Source organism: Streptomyces apocyni, assembly GCF_009739465.1.
Taxonomy (GTDB): Bacteria; Actinomycetota; Actinomycetes; order Streptomycetales; family Streptomycetaceae; genus Streptomyces; species Streptomyces apocyni.
Map to the genome: position 1 here is coordinate 39,716 of NZ_WHOM01000052.1, position 17,870 is coordinate 57,585.

At 72.4% G+C, this 17,870-nt stretch carries 13 protein-coding genes; 12 read left to right on the forward strand and 1 reads right to left on the reverse strand.

Annotated features, from left to right (window positions below; genetic code table 11):
• Positions 1-3: 3 nt before the first annotated feature.
• The 11 genes from GCN81_RS14455 (at position 4) to GCN81_RS14505 (ending at position 15,752) form a co-directional block, all read left to right on the forward strand.
• On the forward strand, positions 4-2,961 hold the full coding sequence (locus GCN81_RS14455) for an FAD-binding and (Fe-S)-binding domain-containing protein (RefSeq protein WP_156725000.1): 2,958 nt from the start codon (positions 4-6) through the stop codon (positions 2,959-2,961).
• Between the two features lie 122 nt (positions 2,962-3,083).
• A complete protein-coding gene (locus GCN81_RS14460) occupies positions 3,084-3,695 on the forward strand; it encodes an ATP-binding protein (protein WP_231626725.1) in 612 nt (203 codons plus the stop codon).
• Positions 3,696-3,866: 171 nt separating this feature from the next.
• On the forward strand, positions 3,867-4,820 hold the full coding sequence (locus GCN81_RS14465; RefSeq protein WP_407697969.1) for an EamA family transporter: 954 nt from the start codon (positions 3,867-3,869) through the stop codon (positions 4,818-4,820).
• A gap of 76 nt (positions 4,821-4,896) precedes the next feature.
• Positions 4,897-5,715: a TIGR03084 family metal-binding protein gene (locus GCN81_RS14470; protein ID WP_197287638.1), complete on the forward strand. Its 819-nt coding sequence runs from the start codon at positions 4,897-4,899 to the stop codon at positions 5,713-5,715.
• Positions 5,716-5,794: 79 nt separating this feature from the next.
• Positions 5,795-7,471 (forward strand): acyclic terpene utilization AtuA family protein, encoded by a 1,677-nt coding sequence (locus GCN81_RS14475; protein ID WP_231626726.1) that lies wholly within the window; start codon positions 5,795-5,797, stop codon positions 7,469-7,471.
• Positions 7,472-7,678: 207 nt separating this feature from the next.
• The gene (locus tag GCN81_RS14480; protein ID WP_156725003.1) at positions 7,679-9,277 is read left to right on the forward strand and encodes an acyl-CoA carboxylase subunit beta; all 1,599 of its coding nucleotides are present in this window, start codon (positions 7,679-7,681) and stop codon (positions 9,275-9,277) included.
• Between the two features lie 19 nt (positions 9,278-9,296).
• Positions 9,297-11,402 carry an acetyl/propionyl/methylcrotonyl-CoA carboxylase subunit alpha gene (locus GCN81_RS14485; protein ID WP_156725004.1) on the forward strand — a complete coding sequence of 702 codons (2,106 nt, stop codon included), beginning with the start codon at positions 9,297-9,299 and terminating at the stop codon, positions 11,400-11,402.
• Positions 11,399-12,589, forward strand: a complete 1,191-nt coding sequence (locus GCN81_RS14490) for an acyl-CoA dehydrogenase family protein (protein WP_156725005.1) — start codon at positions 11,399-11,401, stop codon at positions 12,587-12,589. The genes GCN81_RS14485 and GCN81_RS14490 overlap by 4 nt, the downstream gene beginning before the upstream one ends.
• A gap of 147 nt (positions 12,590-12,736) precedes the next feature.
• Entirely contained in the window at positions 12,737-14,371 is a 1,635-nt protein-coding gene (locus tag GCN81_RS14495; RefSeq protein WP_197287639.1) for a 4-coumarate--CoA ligase family protein, read from the forward strand.
• On the forward strand, positions 14,368-15,111 hold the full coding sequence (locus GCN81_RS14500; protein ID WP_156725006.1) for an enoyl-CoA hydratase family protein: 744 nt from the start codon (positions 14,368-14,370) through the stop codon (positions 15,109-15,111). Before GCN81_RS14495 ends, GCN81_RS14500 begins: the two co-directional genes overlap by 4 nt.
• Entirely contained in the window at positions 15,099-15,752 is a 654-nt protein-coding gene (locus GCN81_RS14505; protein WP_156725007.1) for a TetR/AcrR family transcriptional regulator, read from the forward strand. The genes GCN81_RS14500 and GCN81_RS14505 overlap by 13 nt, the downstream gene beginning before the upstream one ends.
• Positions 15,753-15,827: 75 nt before the next feature.
• On the opposite strand, the gene pdxH is transcribed toward GCN81_RS14505, so the two are convergent.
• Entirely contained in the window at positions 15,828-16,469 is a 642-nt protein-coding gene (pdxH, locus tag GCN81_RS14510; protein WP_156725058.1) for a pyridoxamine 5'-phosphate oxidase, read from the reverse strand.
• 259 nt (positions 16,470-16,728) lie between these two features.
• Here pdxH and GCN81_RS14515 point away from each other — a divergent pair, with 259 nt between their 5' ends.
• Positions 16,729-17,829 (forward strand): citrate synthase 2, encoded by a 1,101-nt coding sequence (locus tag GCN81_RS14515; protein WP_197287640.1) that lies wholly within the window; start codon positions 16,729-16,731, stop codon positions 17,827-17,829.
• Positions 17,830-17,870 lie beyond the last annotated feature (41 nt).

The window sequence follows — 17,870 nt, forward strand, 5'->3', positions numbered from 1 at the left end:
CCCATGAGCGACCTCGACGGCCAAGACGACCGCCCAGACAACCGGCCAGACGACCGCCCAGACCGTGACCTACGCGGCCTCGACCGCGACCTGCGTGGCGCCGTACGCGGCGAAGTGGACTTCTCCGTCACCGCGCGAGCCCTGCACACCATGGACGCGTCCAACTACCGCCGGGTGCCCGTCGGCGTGGTCGCCCCGCACGACGCCGACGACGTGGCGGCGGCGCTCGCGGTCTGCCGGTCCCACGGCGTGCCGGTGGTGCCGCGCGGTGCGGGGACGTCGATCGCGGGCCAGGCCACCGGCACCGGCGTGGTCCTGGACTTCACCCGGCACCTACGCGACATCGTGAGCCTGGACGCCGAGGCGCGCACCGCCGTCGTCCAGCCGGGCGTGATCCTCGACGACCTGCGGAGCGCGGCGGCCCGGCACGGTCTCACCTTCGGCCCCGACCCGTCGACCCACAACCGCTGCACCATCGGCGGCATGATCGGCAACAACTCCTGCGGATCACACTCCGTGGCCTGGGGAACGACAGCCGACAACATCCACCAGCTGTCCGTCGTCACGTACGGCGGCGACACCCTGCGCCTCGGCCAAGGCTGGGACGGCGCCCCGAACGGCCTGCGCCAGCTCATCGAGGGCGAGTTGAAGCTGCTCCGCACCGGCTTCCCCGACCTCCCCCGCCGCATCTCCGGCTACGCGCTGGACGCACTGCTCCCCGAGCACGGTGCCGACGTCGCCCGCGCCTTCTGCGGCAGCGAGGGCACCCTCGGCGTGGTCACCGAAGCGACCGTACGGCTGGTCGACGCACCCCGCGCCCGCGCCCTGGCGGTCCTCGGGTACGCCGACGAGAGCGCGGCGGCCGAGGCGGCGGCCGGGCTGCTCCCGTACGGTCCGCTCACTGTCGAGGGCATGGCCGCCGACCTCGTACAGGCCGCGCGCGACCTGCCGCGCGGCGGGGCCTGGCTGTTCGTGGAGACCGGCGGCGAGACTCCCGCCGAAGCCCGCGCGCGGGCGGAGACGATCGCCCAGGCCGCCGACGCCCTGGACACGGCGATCGTCACCGACCCGGCGGGCCAGCGCGCCCTGTGGCGTATCCGCGAGGACGCCTCCGGCACCGCGACCCGGATGCCCGACGGCAGCGAGGCCTGGCCAGGCTGGGAGGACTGCGCGGTACCGCCGCCCCGACTGGGCGCGTACCTCCGCGACTTCCGCGCCCTCCTGGCCGAACACCACTTCCGAGGCACCCCGTACGGGCACTTCGGCGACGGCTGCATCCACGTACGCATCGACTTCGACCTGCTCACCACCCCCGGCATCGCCCGCTTCCGCCGCTTCTCCGAAGACCTGGCCGAACTCGTCGTCGCCCACGGCGGCTCCCTCTCCGGCGAGCACGGCGACGGCCAGGCCCGCGCTGAACTGCTGCCCAAGATGTACGGGCCCGACCTCGTCCGCCTCTTCGAACGCGCCAAGGCCCTCTGGGACCCGGCAGGCGGTCTCAACCCCGGCATGCTGGTCCACCCGCACCCCCTGGACGCCAACCTCCGCTTCGAGGTCCTGCCCCGCGAACCCGTCGACGTGGCCTTCGGCTACCCCCACGACGGCGGCGACTTCTCGGCGGCGGTGCGCCGGTGCGTCGGGGTCGCCAAATGCCGCACCACCACACCCGCCTCACCGACCACCGTCATGTGCCCGTCCTTCCGCGCCACCGGCGAGGAGGAACACTCCACCCGAGGCCGCGCCCGCCTGCTGCACGAGATGCTCGCGGGCGGCGTGGACGGCGTGGACGGCGCGGGTGGCGCGGGCGGGGTCGTCACCGACGGCTGGCGCTCCACGGAGGTACGGGACGCGCTCGACCTGTGCCTGTCCTGCAAGGGCTGCCGCTCCGACTGCCCCGTCGGCGTCGACATGGCCACGTACAAGGCGGAGTTCCTGCACCACCACTACGCGGGCCGCCGCCGTCCGATGGCCCACTACTCGATGGGCCGCCTGCCGCAGTGGCTCCGGCTGGCCGCGCCCTTCGCCGCCGTACTCAACGCGGCGACGCGGCTGCGCCCCCTGTCCGCGCTGGCCAAGCGCCTGGGCGGCATCGCCCCGGAACGCGACATCCCCCGCCTGGCGCCGCGCACGCTACGCCGCTGGTTCGCACACCGCGTGCGGACCACCCCCGAGCCGACGCGCACCACGGACACCGCTCCCACGGTCATCCTCTGGCCCGACACCTTCACCAACCACCTCTCACCATCGGTCGGTCAGGCGGCGGTACGCGTCCTGGAGGCGGCGGGCCTACGCGTCGTCCTGCCCCCAAAGGGCCTGTGCTGCGGCCTGACCTACGTCTCCACCGGCCAACTCACCCAAGCCCGCAAGGTCATGACCCGCACCCTGAACGCCTTGGCCGCCCAAGAGGCTGACCGGGAAGCCGCCCCCCTGGTCGTCCTGGAACCAAGCTGCGCCGCCGCCCTCAAAACCGACCTCCCCGAACTCCTGGGCGCCGACGACCCACGCGCACGCCGCCTGGCCGACTCCGTACGCACCTTCGCCCAGGTCCTGGAGGAGTACGCCCCCGACTGGACCCCGCCCCGGCTCTCCCGCCCCGTCGTCGGCCAGACCCACTGCCACCAGCACGCCGTCCTGGGCGACGCGGCCGAACGCCGCCTGCGCGAAAAGGCGGGCCTGACCGGCGAACTGAGCGGCGGCTGCTGCGGCCTGGCCGGAAACTTCGGCTTCGAACCCGGTCACTACGACGTGTCCCGCGCCTGCGCGGAGGAGCAACTCCTCCCCTCCGTACGCCAGGCCCCCGAGAACGCCGCGCTCCTGGCAGACGGCTACTCCTGCCGCACACAACTCCAGCAACTGGCGGGCTACGAGGGCCGACACCTGGCGGAGGTACTGGCGGAGGCACTGGGGGAGGCGCGGGGGGAGGCGCAGGGGGAGACACCGGCGGAGGCCCCCGAGCCGTAAGCGATCGCGCTCGCGCCGCATTACCGTCTCTATGTGCGTATGCCGCAACGAGCGGTGAGCCGGTGGGGGTTGTCGTGCGGGAGCTGTCGGGGTCTGAGTCGGGGTCCGTCGTAGCGGCGGGGTTGTCGCGTGGCGAGGGGCCCGGTCCCGTCGTCGTACGGGATCTGCGGGGCAGAGCGGGACAGACGCCCCGGACGCCCCGGAGCCTCCGCTTCCAGGAGGGCGACCTGGTGGTGGTCTCCGGCCTGCCGGGCAGCGGCAAGAGCACGCTGATCGCGCGCGCGGTGGCGGGGCCCCGAATCGACTCGCAGGACAGTCGGGACCGTTGGGCCCTACGGATGCCGCGCTTCCTCCCGTACGCGGTATACCGCCCCCTGGTGCGCATCGCGCACTACGCCGGGCTGTGGCGGGAGCTGCGCTCCGGCGCGAGCGTCGTCGTCCACGACTGCGGCACCCGGGCCTGGGTGCGGCACTGGCTGGCCCGCGAGGCGGCACGGCGCGGCCGGGACCTGCACCTGCTGCTGCTCGACGTGCGGCCGGAGGTCGCGCGCGCTGGCCAGCGGGAGCGGGGCCGGGGCGTCTCCCGGTACGCCTTCGCCCACCACTGCCGAGCGGTCGGACGGCTGATACGGGACGCTGAACGGGGGCGCGTCCCGGCGGGGTGCGCGTCGCTCGTGCTGCTCGACCGGGACGCGGCCAGTCGGCTGCGGGGGGTGGGCTTCGGTCCGTCGTGACGGCTGTCTCATCAGGCGAGCGGTGCCCGCGGGGCACTGGCGGGGCCTCGTAAGCTGCAAAAGGTGATGACGGAGCTGACCTGAGTCAGTATATTCGACTGGTCAGTGCGCCACAGTGAACCGAAGGACAGGCCCGTGAACGCAAGCCCGCAGACCGAGCCCTCGACCGTGGTGACCGGTAAGACCGGTGAGGTTGTGGCCGGTAAGGCCGGTGAGGTTGACGGGCGTGGGCGGCAGGGCGGGCGGTGGGGAGCGCTGGGGCCCGTGGGGCTGGTGCTCGCCGGTGGGGTATCGGTGCAGTTCGGGGCCGCTGTCGCGGTGACGCTGATGCCGCGCGCCGGGGCCGTGGGTGTGGTGACGCTGCGGCTGGTGTGCGCCGCGGTGATCCTTTTGCTCGTCTGCCGCCCCAAGCTGCGCGGGCACTCGCGTGCCGACTGGGGCACGGTCGTCGCCTTCGGTGTGGCGATGGCCGCCATGAACGGGCTCTTCTACCAGTCCCTCGACCGCATTCCGCTGGGCCCCGCCGTGACCCTGGAGGTCCTCGGGCCGCTCGCCCTGTCCGTCTTCGCGTCGCGCCGCGCGCTGAACGCCGTGTGGGCTGCCCTGGCGATCGGCGGCGTCTTCCTGCTCAGCGGTGGCGCCTCGGGCGACTTCGGAGGGCTCGACCCGGTGGGTGCGGCGTTCGCGCTCGGGGCCGGGGCGATGTGGGCCGCGTACATCGTGTTCAGCGCCAGGACCGGGCGGCGGTTCCCGCAGGCCGACGGGCTGGCCCTCGCCATGGCGGTGGCGGCACTCCTGATGCTGCCGCTCGGTGCGTTCGAGACGGGGACGAAGCTGCTGGACCCGAGCCTGCTGGCGCTCGGGGCCGCCGTCGCCGTGCTGTCCTCCGTACTGCCGTACACGCTGGAGTTGCTCGCGCTGCGCCGGATGCCCGCGTCCACCTTCGCGATCATGATGAGCCTGGAGCCCGCGATCGCGGCCGGAGCCGGGTTCCTCATCCTCAGCCAGGCGCTGTCGGCGACGGACGCGCTGGCTATCGCGCTGGTCGTGGTGGCCAGCATGGGTGCCGTGCGTACGCAGATGAGCGGTCGGAGTGGTCGGAGCGGTCGGAGCGGTCGCCAATAATACAAGCACGGTTGATTGTTTCTCTGGGTGCTGCCATGCTCGCGGGCACATCGACGTCCCGTGAGGGGAGCGCGCCGTGTCTGAGGCTGGGGCTGGGTCTGTAGCTGAATCTGTGCTCGGTGATCTGCGGGATGAGGGTGCGGAGCTCGACCGTCTCGTACGCGGGTTGAGCGACCAGAAGTGGGCATGGCGTACGAGCGCCGTGGGCTGGAGCATCGCTCACCAGATCGCCCATCTCGCCTGGACGGACCAGGTCGCTCTCCTGGCCGCCACCGAACCCGAGGCCTTCGCCGAGGAGGTCGCGAAGGCCGCCGCCGCGCCGGAGTCGTTCGTCGACCAGGGTGCCGAGGAAGGCGCGGCGCTGCCGCCCGCCGAGTTGCTCGCCCGCTGGCGCAACGGGCGTGAGGAGCTGTGGCGGGTGCTGCGGTCCGCGCCGCCCGGCACCCGGATTCCCTGGTACGGGCCGCCCATGGGCGTCGCCTCGATGGCCACCGCGCGGATCATGGAAACCTGGGCGCACGGCCAGGACATCGCCGACGGCCTCGGGCGGCGCCGGGAGCCGACCGTACGGCTGCGGCATGTCGCGCGGATCGGGGTGCGGGCGCGGGACTATGCCTTCGGGGTGCGGGGTCTCGCGGTGCCCGGCGAGGAGTTCCGGGTGGAGCTGGAGGGCATGGACGGGGAGGTCTGGGCGTACGGGCCCGAGGGGGCGGCCCAGCGGGTCACCGGCCCCGCGTACGACTTCTGCCTGCTGGTGACCCAGCGGGCACACCGCGCGGACCTGGCCGTACGGGCTGAGGGGCCGGACGCGGACCGCTGGCTGGACATCGCGCAGGCGTTCGCGGGGCCGCCGGGGAAGGGCCGGGCGCCGAAGGGCGGAGCCGGCGGTGAGTGAGGCTTCGCACCGGGGTCCGTTGCGGGGTCCGTTGCGGATCGGGAACGCCTCCGGCTTCTACGGCGACCGGTTCGACGCGATGCGCGAGATGCTCACCGGTGGCCCGCTGGACGTCCTCACCGGGGACTACCTTGCCGAACTCACCATGCTCATCCTCGGCCGCGACCGGCTGCGCGACCCGAAACTGGGGTACGCCAAGACGTTCCTGCGGCAGCTTGAGGAAGGGCTCGGGCTCGCCCACGAGCGCGGCGTACGGATCGTCGCCAACGCGGGCGGCCTGAACCCGGCCGGACTCGCGGACGCGATCCGCGAGTTGGCCGAGCGGGTCGGTGTCCCGGCTCGGGTCGCCCACGTCGAAGGCGACGACCTGCTCGCCCGCGGAGGCTGGGGCGACGGCGTCCTCACCGCCAACGCCTACCTCGGCGGCCACGGCATCACCGCGTGCCTGCGCGCCGGGGCCGACGTCGTCGTCACCGGGCGCGTGACCGACGCGGCGCTGGTGAGCGGGCCCGCGGCCTGGTGGTTCGGCTGGGGGAGCGAGGAGTACGACCGGCTCGCGGGCGCGGTCGTCGCCGGACATGTGCTGGAGTGCGGGACACATGCGACGGGCGGCAACTACGCCTTCTTCGCCGAACGCGCCGAGCGGGTCGAGTCGTTGCGCCGCCGCCCTGGCTTTCCGCTCGCTGAGATATACGAGGACGGGTCCAGCGTCGTCGGCAAGCACCCCGGTACCGGCGGCTTCGTCGACGCGGGCACCGTCACAGCCCAGCTCCTCTACGAGACGGGCCCCGCCCGGTACGCGGGCCCCGACGTCACCGCCCGCCTCGACACCGTACGGCTGACGGATGAGGGCGCGGGTGCGGGCGCGGGTGCGGGTGCGCGCGCGGACCGGGTGCGGATCGAGGGCGTACGGGGGGAGGCGCCGCCGCCCACGCTCAAGGTGGGGCTCAACCGGGTTGGCGGATGGCGCAACGAGGTCGTCTTCGTCCTCACGGGGCTTGATGTCGAGGCCAAGGCGGCGTTGGTGCAGGCGCAGTTGGAGGCCGCGCTGGACAAGTCTCGCCCGGCGGAGCTGCGGTGGGAGCTGGCCCGTACCGACCGGGCCGACGCGGACACCGAGGAGACGGCGAGTGCGCTGCTGCGGCTTGTCGTCCGCGATCCGGATCAGAGTGTGGTGGGGCGCGCGGTGAGCGGCGCGGCGATCGAGCTGGCGCTCGGTAGCTACCCCGGGTTCCATGTGACGGCTCCGCCGGGAAAGGGGACGCCGTACGGGGTGTTCGAGGCGGCGTACGTCGACGCGGGGAGTGTGCCGCATGTGGCGGTGCTGCCGGATGGGGAGCGGGTGGCGGTCGCTCCGGCGGCCTCGACGCGGCCTCTGGTGCCGGTCGCCCAACCGGTGCTGCCGGAGCCACTGCCCGAAGGGCCGTTGCGGCGGGCGCCGTTGGGGCTCGTCGCCGGGGCCCGGAGCGGGGACAAGGGTGGGGACGCGAATGTGGGGGTGTGGGTGCGGTCGGATGCGGCGTGGCGGTGGCTGGTGCACGAGCTGACCGTCGACCGGCTCCGCGAACTCCTCCCCGAGACGGCGCCGTTGCCAGTGGTCCGGCATGTGTTGCCGAACCTGCGAGCCCTGAACTTTGTCGTGGAGGGCCTATTGGGTGAGGGCGTCGCGGCCCAGGCGCGCTTTGATCCGCAGGCCAAGGGGCTGGGGGAGTGGTTGCGTGCGCGGGAGGTGGAGGTGCCGGTGGAGATGTTGTGATTCCCCAATCCCGCCCCTTCCCGTAACTGGGGGCAAGCCCCCAGACCCCCGGATCGCCCTTCGGGCTCGTCCTCAATCGCCGGACGGGCTGAAGATTTCAGCCCGTCCGGGCGAAAATCCAGCCCGTCCGGCGATTGAGGACCGGGGTCTGGGGCGGAGCCCCAGCTACGCCCCCGCCAGCCAGCGACCCGCACCGGAGGTACCCGCGTGACCGTCCTAGCCACCGCGCTCGACCCGCTGAGTCCCGACTACGTCACCCACCGCGACACCATGCTCGCCAAGCTGGCCGAACTGGACGCCGAGCACGCCAAAGCCCTCGCGGGCGGCGGCGAGAAATACGTCGACCGCCACCGAAAGCGCGGCAAGCTGCTCGCCCGCGAGCGGATTGAGCTGCTGCTCGACCCCGACACGCCGTTCCTGGAACTGTCCCCCCTCGCCGCGTGGGGCAGCGACTACCAGGTAGGCGCGTCGATGGTCTGCGGCATCGGCACGGTCGAGGGCGTGGAGTGCCTGATCACCGCCAACGACCCGACCGTACGCGGCGGAGCGTCCAACCCCTGGACCCTGAAGAAGGCCTTCCGCAGCCACGAGATCGGGCACGCCAACCGCCTCCCGTCCATCCACCTCGTGGAGTCCGGAGGCGCCGATCTCCCTTCCCAGAAGGAGATCTTCATCCCGGGTGGCGCGCTCTTCAAACACCTCACCCAGTCCTCCGCAGCGGGCATCCCCACCATCGCCGTCGTCTTCGGCAACTCCACGGCGGGCGGCGCGTACGTCCCCGGTATGTGCGACCACGTCATCATGGTCAAGGAACGGGCGAAGGTCTTCCTCGGCGGACCCCCGCTCGTGAAGATGGCCACCGGCGAGGAGAGCGACGACGAGTCGCTCGGCGGCGCCGAGATGCACGCCCGTACCTCCGGCCTCGCCGACTACCTCGCCGTCGACGAACCGGACGCGCTGCGCCAGACCCGCCGCGTGGTCGCCCGCCTCAACTGGCGCAAGGCGTACGCCGATCCGGGACCCGCCGAGCCACCCACGTACGACCAGGAGGAGCTGCTCGGCATCGTGCCGGGCGACCTCAAGATGCCCTTCGACCCGCGCGAGGTCATCGCCCGGATCGTCGACGCGTCGGACTTCGACGAGTTCAAGCCGCTGTACGGGGCGAGCCTGGTCACCGGCTGGGCCGCGCTGCACGGCTACCCGATCGGCATCCTCGCCAACGCCCAGGGCGTCCTGTTCAGCGAGGAGTCGCAGAAGGCCGCCCAGTTCATCCAGCTCGCCAACCAGCGCGACATCCCCCTCCTCTTCCTGCACAACACCACCGGCTACATGGTCGGCAAGGAGTACGAGCAGGGCGGCATCATCAAACACGGCGCGATGATGATCAACGCGGTGTCCAACTCCCAAGTCCCGCACCTGTCCGTCCTGATGGGCGCGAGTTACGGCGCCGGGCACTACGGCATGTGCGGCCGCGCCTACGACCCCCGCTTCCTCTTCGCCTGGCCCAGCGCCAAGTCGGCCGTCATGGGCCCACAGCAGCTCGCGGGCGTGCTGTCGATCGTCGCCCGGCAGTCCGCCGCCGCGAAGGGGCAGCCGTACGACGATGACGCGGACGCCGCGCTACGCGCCATGGTGGAGCAGCAGATCGAGTCCGAGTCGCTGCCGATGTTCCTGTCCGGGCGGCTGTACGACGACGGGGTCATCGACCCGCGCGACACCCGCACCGTCCTCGGCCTGTGCCTGTCCGCGATCCACACGGCGCCGGTCGAAGGCGCGCGCGGCGGCTTCGGCGTCTTTCGCCCCTAGTGGAAAGAGTGCGCTCCTTATGATCAGAACCCTCCTGGTCGCCAACCGTGGCGAGATCGCCTGCCGCATCTTCCGCACCTGCCGCGAACTCGGCATCGCCACCGTCGCCGTGTACTCCGACGCCGACGCGGGCGCCCTGCACGTACGCGAGGCGGACACGGCGGTACGACTGCCGGGCGCGGCCCCCGCCGACACCTACCTGCGCGGCGACCTCATCGTGAAGGCCGCCCAGGCGGCCGTAGCCGACGCCATACACCCCGGCTACGGATTCCTCTCCGAGAACGCGGACTTCGCGCGCGCCGTCGCCGACGCGGGGCTGGTCTGGATCGGGCCGCCGCCCGAGGCGATCGACGCGATGGCGTCCAAGACCCGTGCCAAGGAACTGATGGGCGTCGCCCCGCTCGCGGCGGACGCCGTGACCGAGGCCGACCTGCCCGTGCTGGTGAAGGCCGCCTCGGGGGGCGGTGGGCGCGGTATGCGCGTCGTACGGGAACTGGGGCAGCTGGAGGCTGAGTTGAAGGCGGCCGGGGCTGAGGCGGCGAGTGCCTTCGGGGACGGCGCGGTGTTCGTCGAGCCGTATGTCGAGGGTGGGCGCCATGTCGAGGTGCAGGTCATGGCCGACGCGTACGGCACGGTGTGGGCGCTGGGGACGCGGGACTGCTCGCCGCAACGCCGCCACCAGAAGGTCATCGAGGAGGCGCCCGCGCCGGGGCTCTCCGACGCCACCCGGGACACGCTGCGCGAACTGTCCCTGCGGGCCGCGCGCGCGACCGGGTATCTCGGGGCGGGCACGGTGGAGTTCCTCGTCGCGGACGAGCGCGTGCAGTTCCTGGAGATGAACACCCGGCTCCAGGTGGAACACCCCGTGACGGAGGCCGTGTTCGGGCTCGACCTCGTCGCCCTGCAACTCCGGATCGCCGAGGGCGACGCGCTGCCCCCGTCACCACCTGAGCCGCACGGGCACGCCGTCGAGGCCCGCCTCTACGCCGAGGACCCGGGCCGTGACTGGGCCCCGCAGACCGGACGGCTGCACCAGCTCGCCGTGCCGTCGAGCGTACGGCTGGATACCGGGTACGCCGACGGCGACGAGATCGGGGTCCACTATGACCCGATGCTCGCGAAGGTGGTGGCGTGGGCGCCGACGCGCGCGGAGGCGGTGCGGAAGCTGGCGGGCGCGCTGGAGCGGGCCCGGGTTCATGGTCCGGTCACCAACCGGGAGTTGCTCGTACGCTCCCTGCGGCACGCGGAGTTTGTGGCGGGGGAGGTCGACACCGGGTTCTACGAACGCCACTTGCCGGAACTGACGGCGGCGCCCTCCGGCGAGGCGGAGGCGCTGTCGGCGGTGGCTGCGGCGCTCGCGGATGTGGCGGTTCGTACGGCTGGAGTTCCCCCTACCCCGCCCCTTCCCGAAACTGGGGGCAAGCCCCCAGACCCCCAGATCGCCCTTCGGGCTCGTCCTCAAACGCCGGACGGGCTGAAGATTTCAGCCCGTCCGGCGTTTGAGGACCGGGGTCTGGGGCGGAGCCCCAGTTACGGGAAGGGGCGGGAATGGGGAAGAGGCACCGCGCAGCGGCCCACCCGCATCGGAGCGTGGCGCAACGTGCCCTCCCAACCCCAGGTCAAGCGCTACCTCGGCCGCGCCGAGCACCAAGTCCGCTACTGGTGGACCCGCGACGGCGGCGCCGTCCTCGAAGGCCACCCCGGCGTCCGCGTGCTCCACATCACCCCGCACCACGTGCACCTCGAAGTCGACGGCGTCCGCCGCCAGTTCGAGGTGGCCGCGTACGACGACGGCCGCGTCTACGTCGACACCCCGAACCACCCCTCCCACACCCTCACCGCACTCCCCCGCTTCCCCGACCCCACCCCCGCCCACCAGGACCCCGGCTCCCTGCTCGCCCCCATGCCCGGCACCGTCGTACGGGTCGCCGACGCGCTCGCCGAAGGGGACCGCGTACAGGCCGGGCAGCCGCTGCTCTGGCTGGAGGCCATGAAGATGGAGCACCGTGTCACCGCTCCGGTCTCCGGCACGCTCACCGCCCTGCACGCCGCACCCGGCCGCCAGGTCGAGGTAGGCGCCCTGCTCGCCGTCGTCGTCGCACACGAGGAGGAACCACAACCATGAGCCCCGCCCCCGCCCCCACCCCCGTAACCAGTCCGGTCATCGAAAGCCAGGAGCACCAGGACCTACGCGCCGCCGTCGCCGCACTCGGCAGCCGCTACGGCCGCGACTACCTGACCAAGGTCGTACGCGAAGGAGGCCACCCCCAGGAACTCTGGTCCGAAGCCGCCAAGCTGGGCTACCTCGGCGTGAACCTCCCCGAGGAGTACGGCGGCGGAGGCGGCGGCATAGCCGAACTCGCCATTGTGCTGGAGGAGTTGGGGGCGGCGGGCAGCCCACTCCTGATGATGGTCGTCTCGCCCGCCATCTGCGGCACCGTGATCGCCCGCTTCGGCACCGATGAGCAGAAACGCCAGTGGCTGCCGGGCCTGGCGGACGGCACCCGCACCATGGCGTTCGGCATCACCGAGCCGGACGCGGGCTCCAACTCGCACCGCATCACCACCACCGCCCGCCGCGACGGCGACGACTGGGTCCTCACCGGCCGCAAGGTCTTCATCTCGGGCGTCGACATCGCCGACGCCACACTCATCGTCGGCCGCACCGAGGACGCCCGTACCGGCAAACTCAAGCCGTGCCTGTTCATCGTCCCGCGCGACACCGAGGGCTTCCAGCGGCACCAGATCGACATGGAACTCCAGGCGGCGGAGAAGCAGTTCGAACTCGTCCTGGACGAAGTGCGGCTGCCCGCCGAAGCCCTCGTAGGCGACGAGGACGCGGGCCTGCTGCAACTGTTCGCCGGACTCAACCCCGAGCGCGTCATGACGGCCGCGTTCGCTGTCGGCATGGGCCGGTACGCGGTGGCCAGGGCCGTGGCGTACGCCAAGGAGCGCCAGGTCTGGAAGGAGCCGATCGGAGCCCACCAGGCCATCGCGCACCCGCTCGCGCAGTGCCACATCGAACTGGAGCTGGCCCGGCTGATGATGCAGAAGGCCGCGCACCTGTACGACGCGGGGGACGACGTGGGCGCGGGCGAGGCGGCGAACATGGCGAAGTTCGCGGCGGCGGACGCGTGCGTCAAGGCGGTGGACCAGTCGGTCCACACCCTCGGCGGAAACGGCCTCACGAGGGAGTACGGCCTGGCGTCCCTGATCGTGGCGTCCCGGGTGGCGCGGATCGCCCCGGTCAGCCGCGACATGATCCTCAACTACGTCTCGCACCAGACGCTCGGACTGCCCAAGTCGTACTGAGGGGCTGGCCGTCGAGGTCTTTCGGGAAGGGGCGGGGTGGGGGAGGATTCCGGCACGCTGGCGCCCATACGCCCGCACCCGACCCGCACCCCCCGCTCCCCGCTCCCCGCTCCCCGTCCGCACTCCATTGCCCCCGGAGGACCCACCATGGTGTTCCACAGCGAGTACGCAGACGTGACACCCGTCAGCACCCCCATCCACGACGCCGTACTCGGACGCGCAGCCGAGTACGGCGACGCCCCGGCCCTCATAGACGGCGTGGACGGCACCACCCTCACCTACGCCCAGCTCGACACCTTCCACCGCCGCATCGCCGCCGCCCTCGCCGACGCCGGGGTCCGCAAGGGCGACGTACTGGCGCTGCACAGCCCCAACACCGTCGCGTACCCCACCGTCTTCTACGCCGCGACCCGCGCGGGTGCCACCGTCACCACCGTGCATCCCCTGGCCACCCCCGAGGAGTTCGCCAAGCAGCTCCGCGACGCCGGGGCGACCTGGATCGTCACCGTGTCCCCGCTGCTCGGCGCCGCGCGCGCCGCCGCCGAACTCACCGGCGGCATCCGGGAGATCTTCGTCTGCGACCAGGCCGAAGGGCACCGGTCGATGCTCGACATGCTGGGGTCGACCGCCCCGGAACCGGCCGTCGACATCGACCCGGCCGATGACGTCGCCGTACTGCCCTATTCCTCGGGCACCACCGGCTCCCCCAAGGGCGTGATGCTCACCCACCGTTCCATCGCCACCAACCTGGCCCAGCTCTACCCGGCCCTGCCGATGGGCCCCGGCGACCGCATCCTCGCCATCCTCCCCTTCTTCCACATCTACGGGCTCACCGCGCTGATGAACGCCCCGCTGCGCCATGGCGCCTGTGTGGTCGTGCTGCCGCGCTTCGAACTCGACACCTTCCTCGCGGCCATCGAGAAGCACCGCATCACCGGCCTGTACGTCGCACCCCCGGTCGTCCTCGCGCTCGCCAAGCACCCCGCGGTCGAGCGGTACGACCTGTCGTCGGTCCGCTACCTGATCAGCGCGGCCGCGCCGCTGGACGGCGAGCTGGCGACCGCCTGCGCCGAACGCCTCGGCGTGCCGTTCGTCGGGCAGGCGTACGGCATGACCGAGCTCTCACCCGGCACCCATGTGACGCCGCTCAGCGCGCGGAGCACCCCGCCGGGGGCCGTCGGCAAGCTGATCGCCTCCACCGAGATGCGCGTCCTGGACCTGGACGATCCGTCGCGGGACGCCGAGCCCGGCGCCGACGGCGAGATCGCCATCCGTGGCCCGCAGGTCATGAAGGGCTACCTGGGACGGCCGGACGCCACGGCCGACATGATCGACGCGGACGGCTGGGTGCACACCGGGGACATCGGGCGGGTCGACGAGGACGGCTGGCTCTTCGTCGTCGACCGGGTGAAGGAGCTGATCAAGTACAAGGGCTACCAGGTCGCCCCGGCCGAGCTGGAGGCACTGCTGCTCGCCCACCCACGGATCGCCGACGCGGCGGTGATCGGCGTGTACGACGCGGACCGCGCCGAGGTGCCCAAGGCGTTCGTGGTCCCGAAGGCGGGTGAGGAGCTGTCGGCCGACGAGGTCATGGCGTACGTCGCCGAGCGGGTGGCGCCGTACAAGAAGGTGCGGCGGGTCGAGTTCATCGCGGCTGTGCCACGGGCGGTCAGTGGCAAGATTCTGCGGCGTGAGCTGCGCGCCAGCGAGAAGAGCGAGCCGAGCGCCAAGAGCGGCAAGAGCGAGCAGAGCGAGACGAGCGAGAAGAAGGAGGCCGGGTGACCGATACCGTCGTCGGGCGGCGGGACGAGCGCGGGGTCGCGACCCTCACACTCGACTCGCCGCACAACCGCAACGCACTCTCCGCCACCCTCGTCGCCTGTCTCGGTGACGCGCTACGGGCCTGCGCGGGCGACCCCGGGGTGCGGGTCATCGTCCTCACGCACGCCGGCGGCACGTTCAGCGCGGGCGCCGATCTCAAGGAGCCGCCCAGCCCGTACGCGTTCGTCGGGCTGCTGCGGCAGCTGGTCGCGCTGCCCAAGCCGGTGGTGGCGCGGGTCGCGGGGAAGGTGCGGGCGGGCGGGCTCGGGCTGGTCGGCGCGTGCGATATCGCCGTCGCTTCGGCGGGGTCGGACTTCGCGTTCACGGAGGTACGGATCGGGGTCGCCCCGGCGGTGATCTCGCTGCCGCTGCTGCCCCGGCTCGACCCGCGCGCGGCGACCCGGTACTACCTCACCGGGGAGCGCTTCGACGCGGCGGAGGCGGCCCGGATCGGACTGGTCACCGAGGCGGCGACGGGCGAGGTGGACGACGCGCTCGGGCCGGTCCTGGACGGGCTGCGCAGGGCGGCGCCCGGTGCCCTGGCCGCGACGAAGGAGCTGCTCGCGGCTAGGGTGCTGAGAGTCTTCGACCGGGACGAGGAGCAGCTCGTCCTGGAGTCGGCGCGGCTGTTCAAGTCGCCCGACGCGCGTGAAGGCATCACCGCATTTCTCGAACGACGGGACGCCTCATGGGTGTTGTGACCCCGCCTGGCCACACCGACAGCGTTGGCCACACCGACAGCGTTGGCCACACCGACCGCGCGGACCGTACAGACCGCGCGCCGAAGCAGGATCGCAGCCGGGCCACCCGGCGACGGCTGCTCGAAGCCGCCGTCTCCTGCCTCGCCGAGCACGGCTGGGCGGGCTCCACGGTGGCGGTGGTCGCCGAGCGCGCCGGAGTGTCCCGGGGCGCGGCGCAGCACCACTTCCCGACCCGTGAGGTGCTGTTCACGGCCGCCGTCGAGTACGTCGCCGAGCAGCGCTCACACGCGCTGCGCACCCTGCCGGGGCAGGACCGGGCGGCCATCGTCGCGGCCCTGGTCGAGCTCTACACGGGGCCGTTGTTCAGGGCCGCGCTGCATCTGTGGGTGGCGGCCTCCAACGAGGAGCAGCTGCGCGGGCGGGTGACCGAGCTGGAGGCCCGCGTGGGCCGTGAGACGCATCGGATGGCGGTGGAGCTGCTGGGCGCCGACGAGTCGCGGCCCGGCGTACGGGAGACGGTGCAGGGGCTGCTCGACATGGCCCGTGGCCTGGGGCTCGCCAACCTGCTCACCGACGACGCGGCTCGCCGTGACCGGGTGGTGACCCAGTGGGCGGCACTCCTGGACGACGCCCTCGGCTGACCACGTCCTCGGCTGACCACGTCCTCGGCTGACGACGTCCTCGGCTGAGGCGCTACCGGGTGCGAAGGCAGGCGCTTACGGGGCCAGGCGCTCCACGGCCCACCCCGTACCGTCGGCCGCCGGGACATAGCGGAGCCGGTCGTGCAGCCGGTTCTCGCGGCCCTGCCAGAACTCCATCGTCTCCGGCCGCACCCGGTAGCCGCCCCAGTGCGGTGGCACCGGCACCTGCTCGCCCTCCGGGTAGCGGGCCGCCAGCTCCTCGTACGAGCGGTCGAGCTCGGCGCGGCCGTCGACCACCGAGGACTGCGGGCTGGCCCAGGCGCCCAGCTGGGAGCCGTGCGGGCGGGTGCGGAAGTACGCCGCGGTCTCGTCGCGGCCCACGCGCGCGGCGGTGCCCGTCACCGTGACCTGGCGGGCCATCGCATGCCAGGGGAAGAGCAGCGCGACGGCCGGATTGGCGTCGAGCTCCCGCGCCTTGCGCGAGGCGTAGTTGGTGTAGAACACGAATCCGAGCTCGCCGAACCCCTTGAGCAGGACCGTACGGGAGCTGGGGCGGCCCTCGAGGTCGGCGGTGGAGACGACCATCGCGTTGGGCTCGGCCAGCCCGCCGAGGTCGGCGTCCTGGACCGCCTGCTTGAACCAGCGGGCGAACTGCTCCATCGGGTCGGCGGCGAGCGCGGACTCGTTGAGCCCCTCCGCGCGGTAGTGCGCACGCATCGTGGCGGGGTCGTGAGGGCCGTGGTAAGCGCGATCGGTCACCTGCTTATCCTCCCGCACGCGGCGCACACACCACTCCCCGGTAGGGGCATCGCATGGCACTGAGTGCCGCCACCCCTCCCCAAAGGTGGCACTAGGAGATATCGTCCTGACTTCCCGGAGTTGGTTGGGTGACCTCTGACCGCACCGGGCATCACCGGTGTGACCCGTCTGCCGCACACAGACCCCCCGCCGCACACAGATCTTGAGGAGCCGCCTGATGTCCGACTTCGTACCCGGGCTCGAAGGAGTCGTCGCGTTCGAGACGGAGATCGCCGAACCCGATAAGGAAGGCGGCGCGCTCCGCTACCGCGGCGTCGACATCGAGGACCTGGTGGGCCAGGTGTCCTTCGGCAGCGTCTGGGGCCTGCTCGTCGACGGAGCGTTCGACCCGGGGCTGCCCCCGGCCGAGCCCTTCCCGATCCCGGTGCACTCCGGGGACATCCGGGTCGACGTACAGTCCGCGCTGGCCATGCTCGCCCCGGTGTGGGGCCTGAAACCGCTGCTCGACATCGACGAGGCGCAGGCCCGCGACGACCTCGCGCGGGCCGCCGTCATGGCGCTGTCCTTCGTCGCCCAGTCGGCGCGTGGGCAGGGCCTGCCGATGGTGCCGCAGCGCGAGATCGACAAGGCCTCGTCGGTGGCCGAGCGCTTTATGATCCGCTGGCGCGGCGAGCCCGACCCCAAGCACATCAAGGCGGTCGACGCGTACTGGACGTCGGCCGCGGAACACGGCATGAACGCCTCCACCTTCACCGCCCGGGTGATCGCCTCCACCGGCGCCGACGTGGCCGCCGCCCTGTCGGGGGCCGTGGGCGCGATGTCCGGGCCGCTGCACGGCGGCGCGCCGTCCCGCGTGCTCGGCATGATCGAGGAGATCGAGCGCACCGGAGACGCCCGGGCCTACGTCAAGCAGGCGCTCGACAAGGGCGAGCGGCTGATGGGCTTCGGGCACCGGGTCTACCGCGCCGAGGACCCGCGGGCCCGGGTGCTGCGCCGTACGGCCGAGGAGCTGGCGGCGCCGCGCTTCGAGGTGGCACGGGCGCTGGAGGAGGCGGCTCTCGAGGAGCTGCACGCCCGCCGCCCGGACCGCGTCCTGGCCACCAACGTGGAGTTCTGGGCGGCGATCGTGCTGGACTTCGCGGAGGTCCCGGCGCATATGTTCACCTCAATGTTCACCTGCGCCCGTACGGCGGGCTGGAGCGCGCACATCCTGGAGCAGCGCCGCACCGGGCGCCTGGTCCGGCCGTCGGCGCGCTACAGGGGCCCCAGCAGCCGCAGCCCGCGCGATATCTCGGGCTTCGACGGCATCACGCGCTGAGGCTGGCTGAGGCGGCTGACACACGCTGAGCGGGCGTTGGG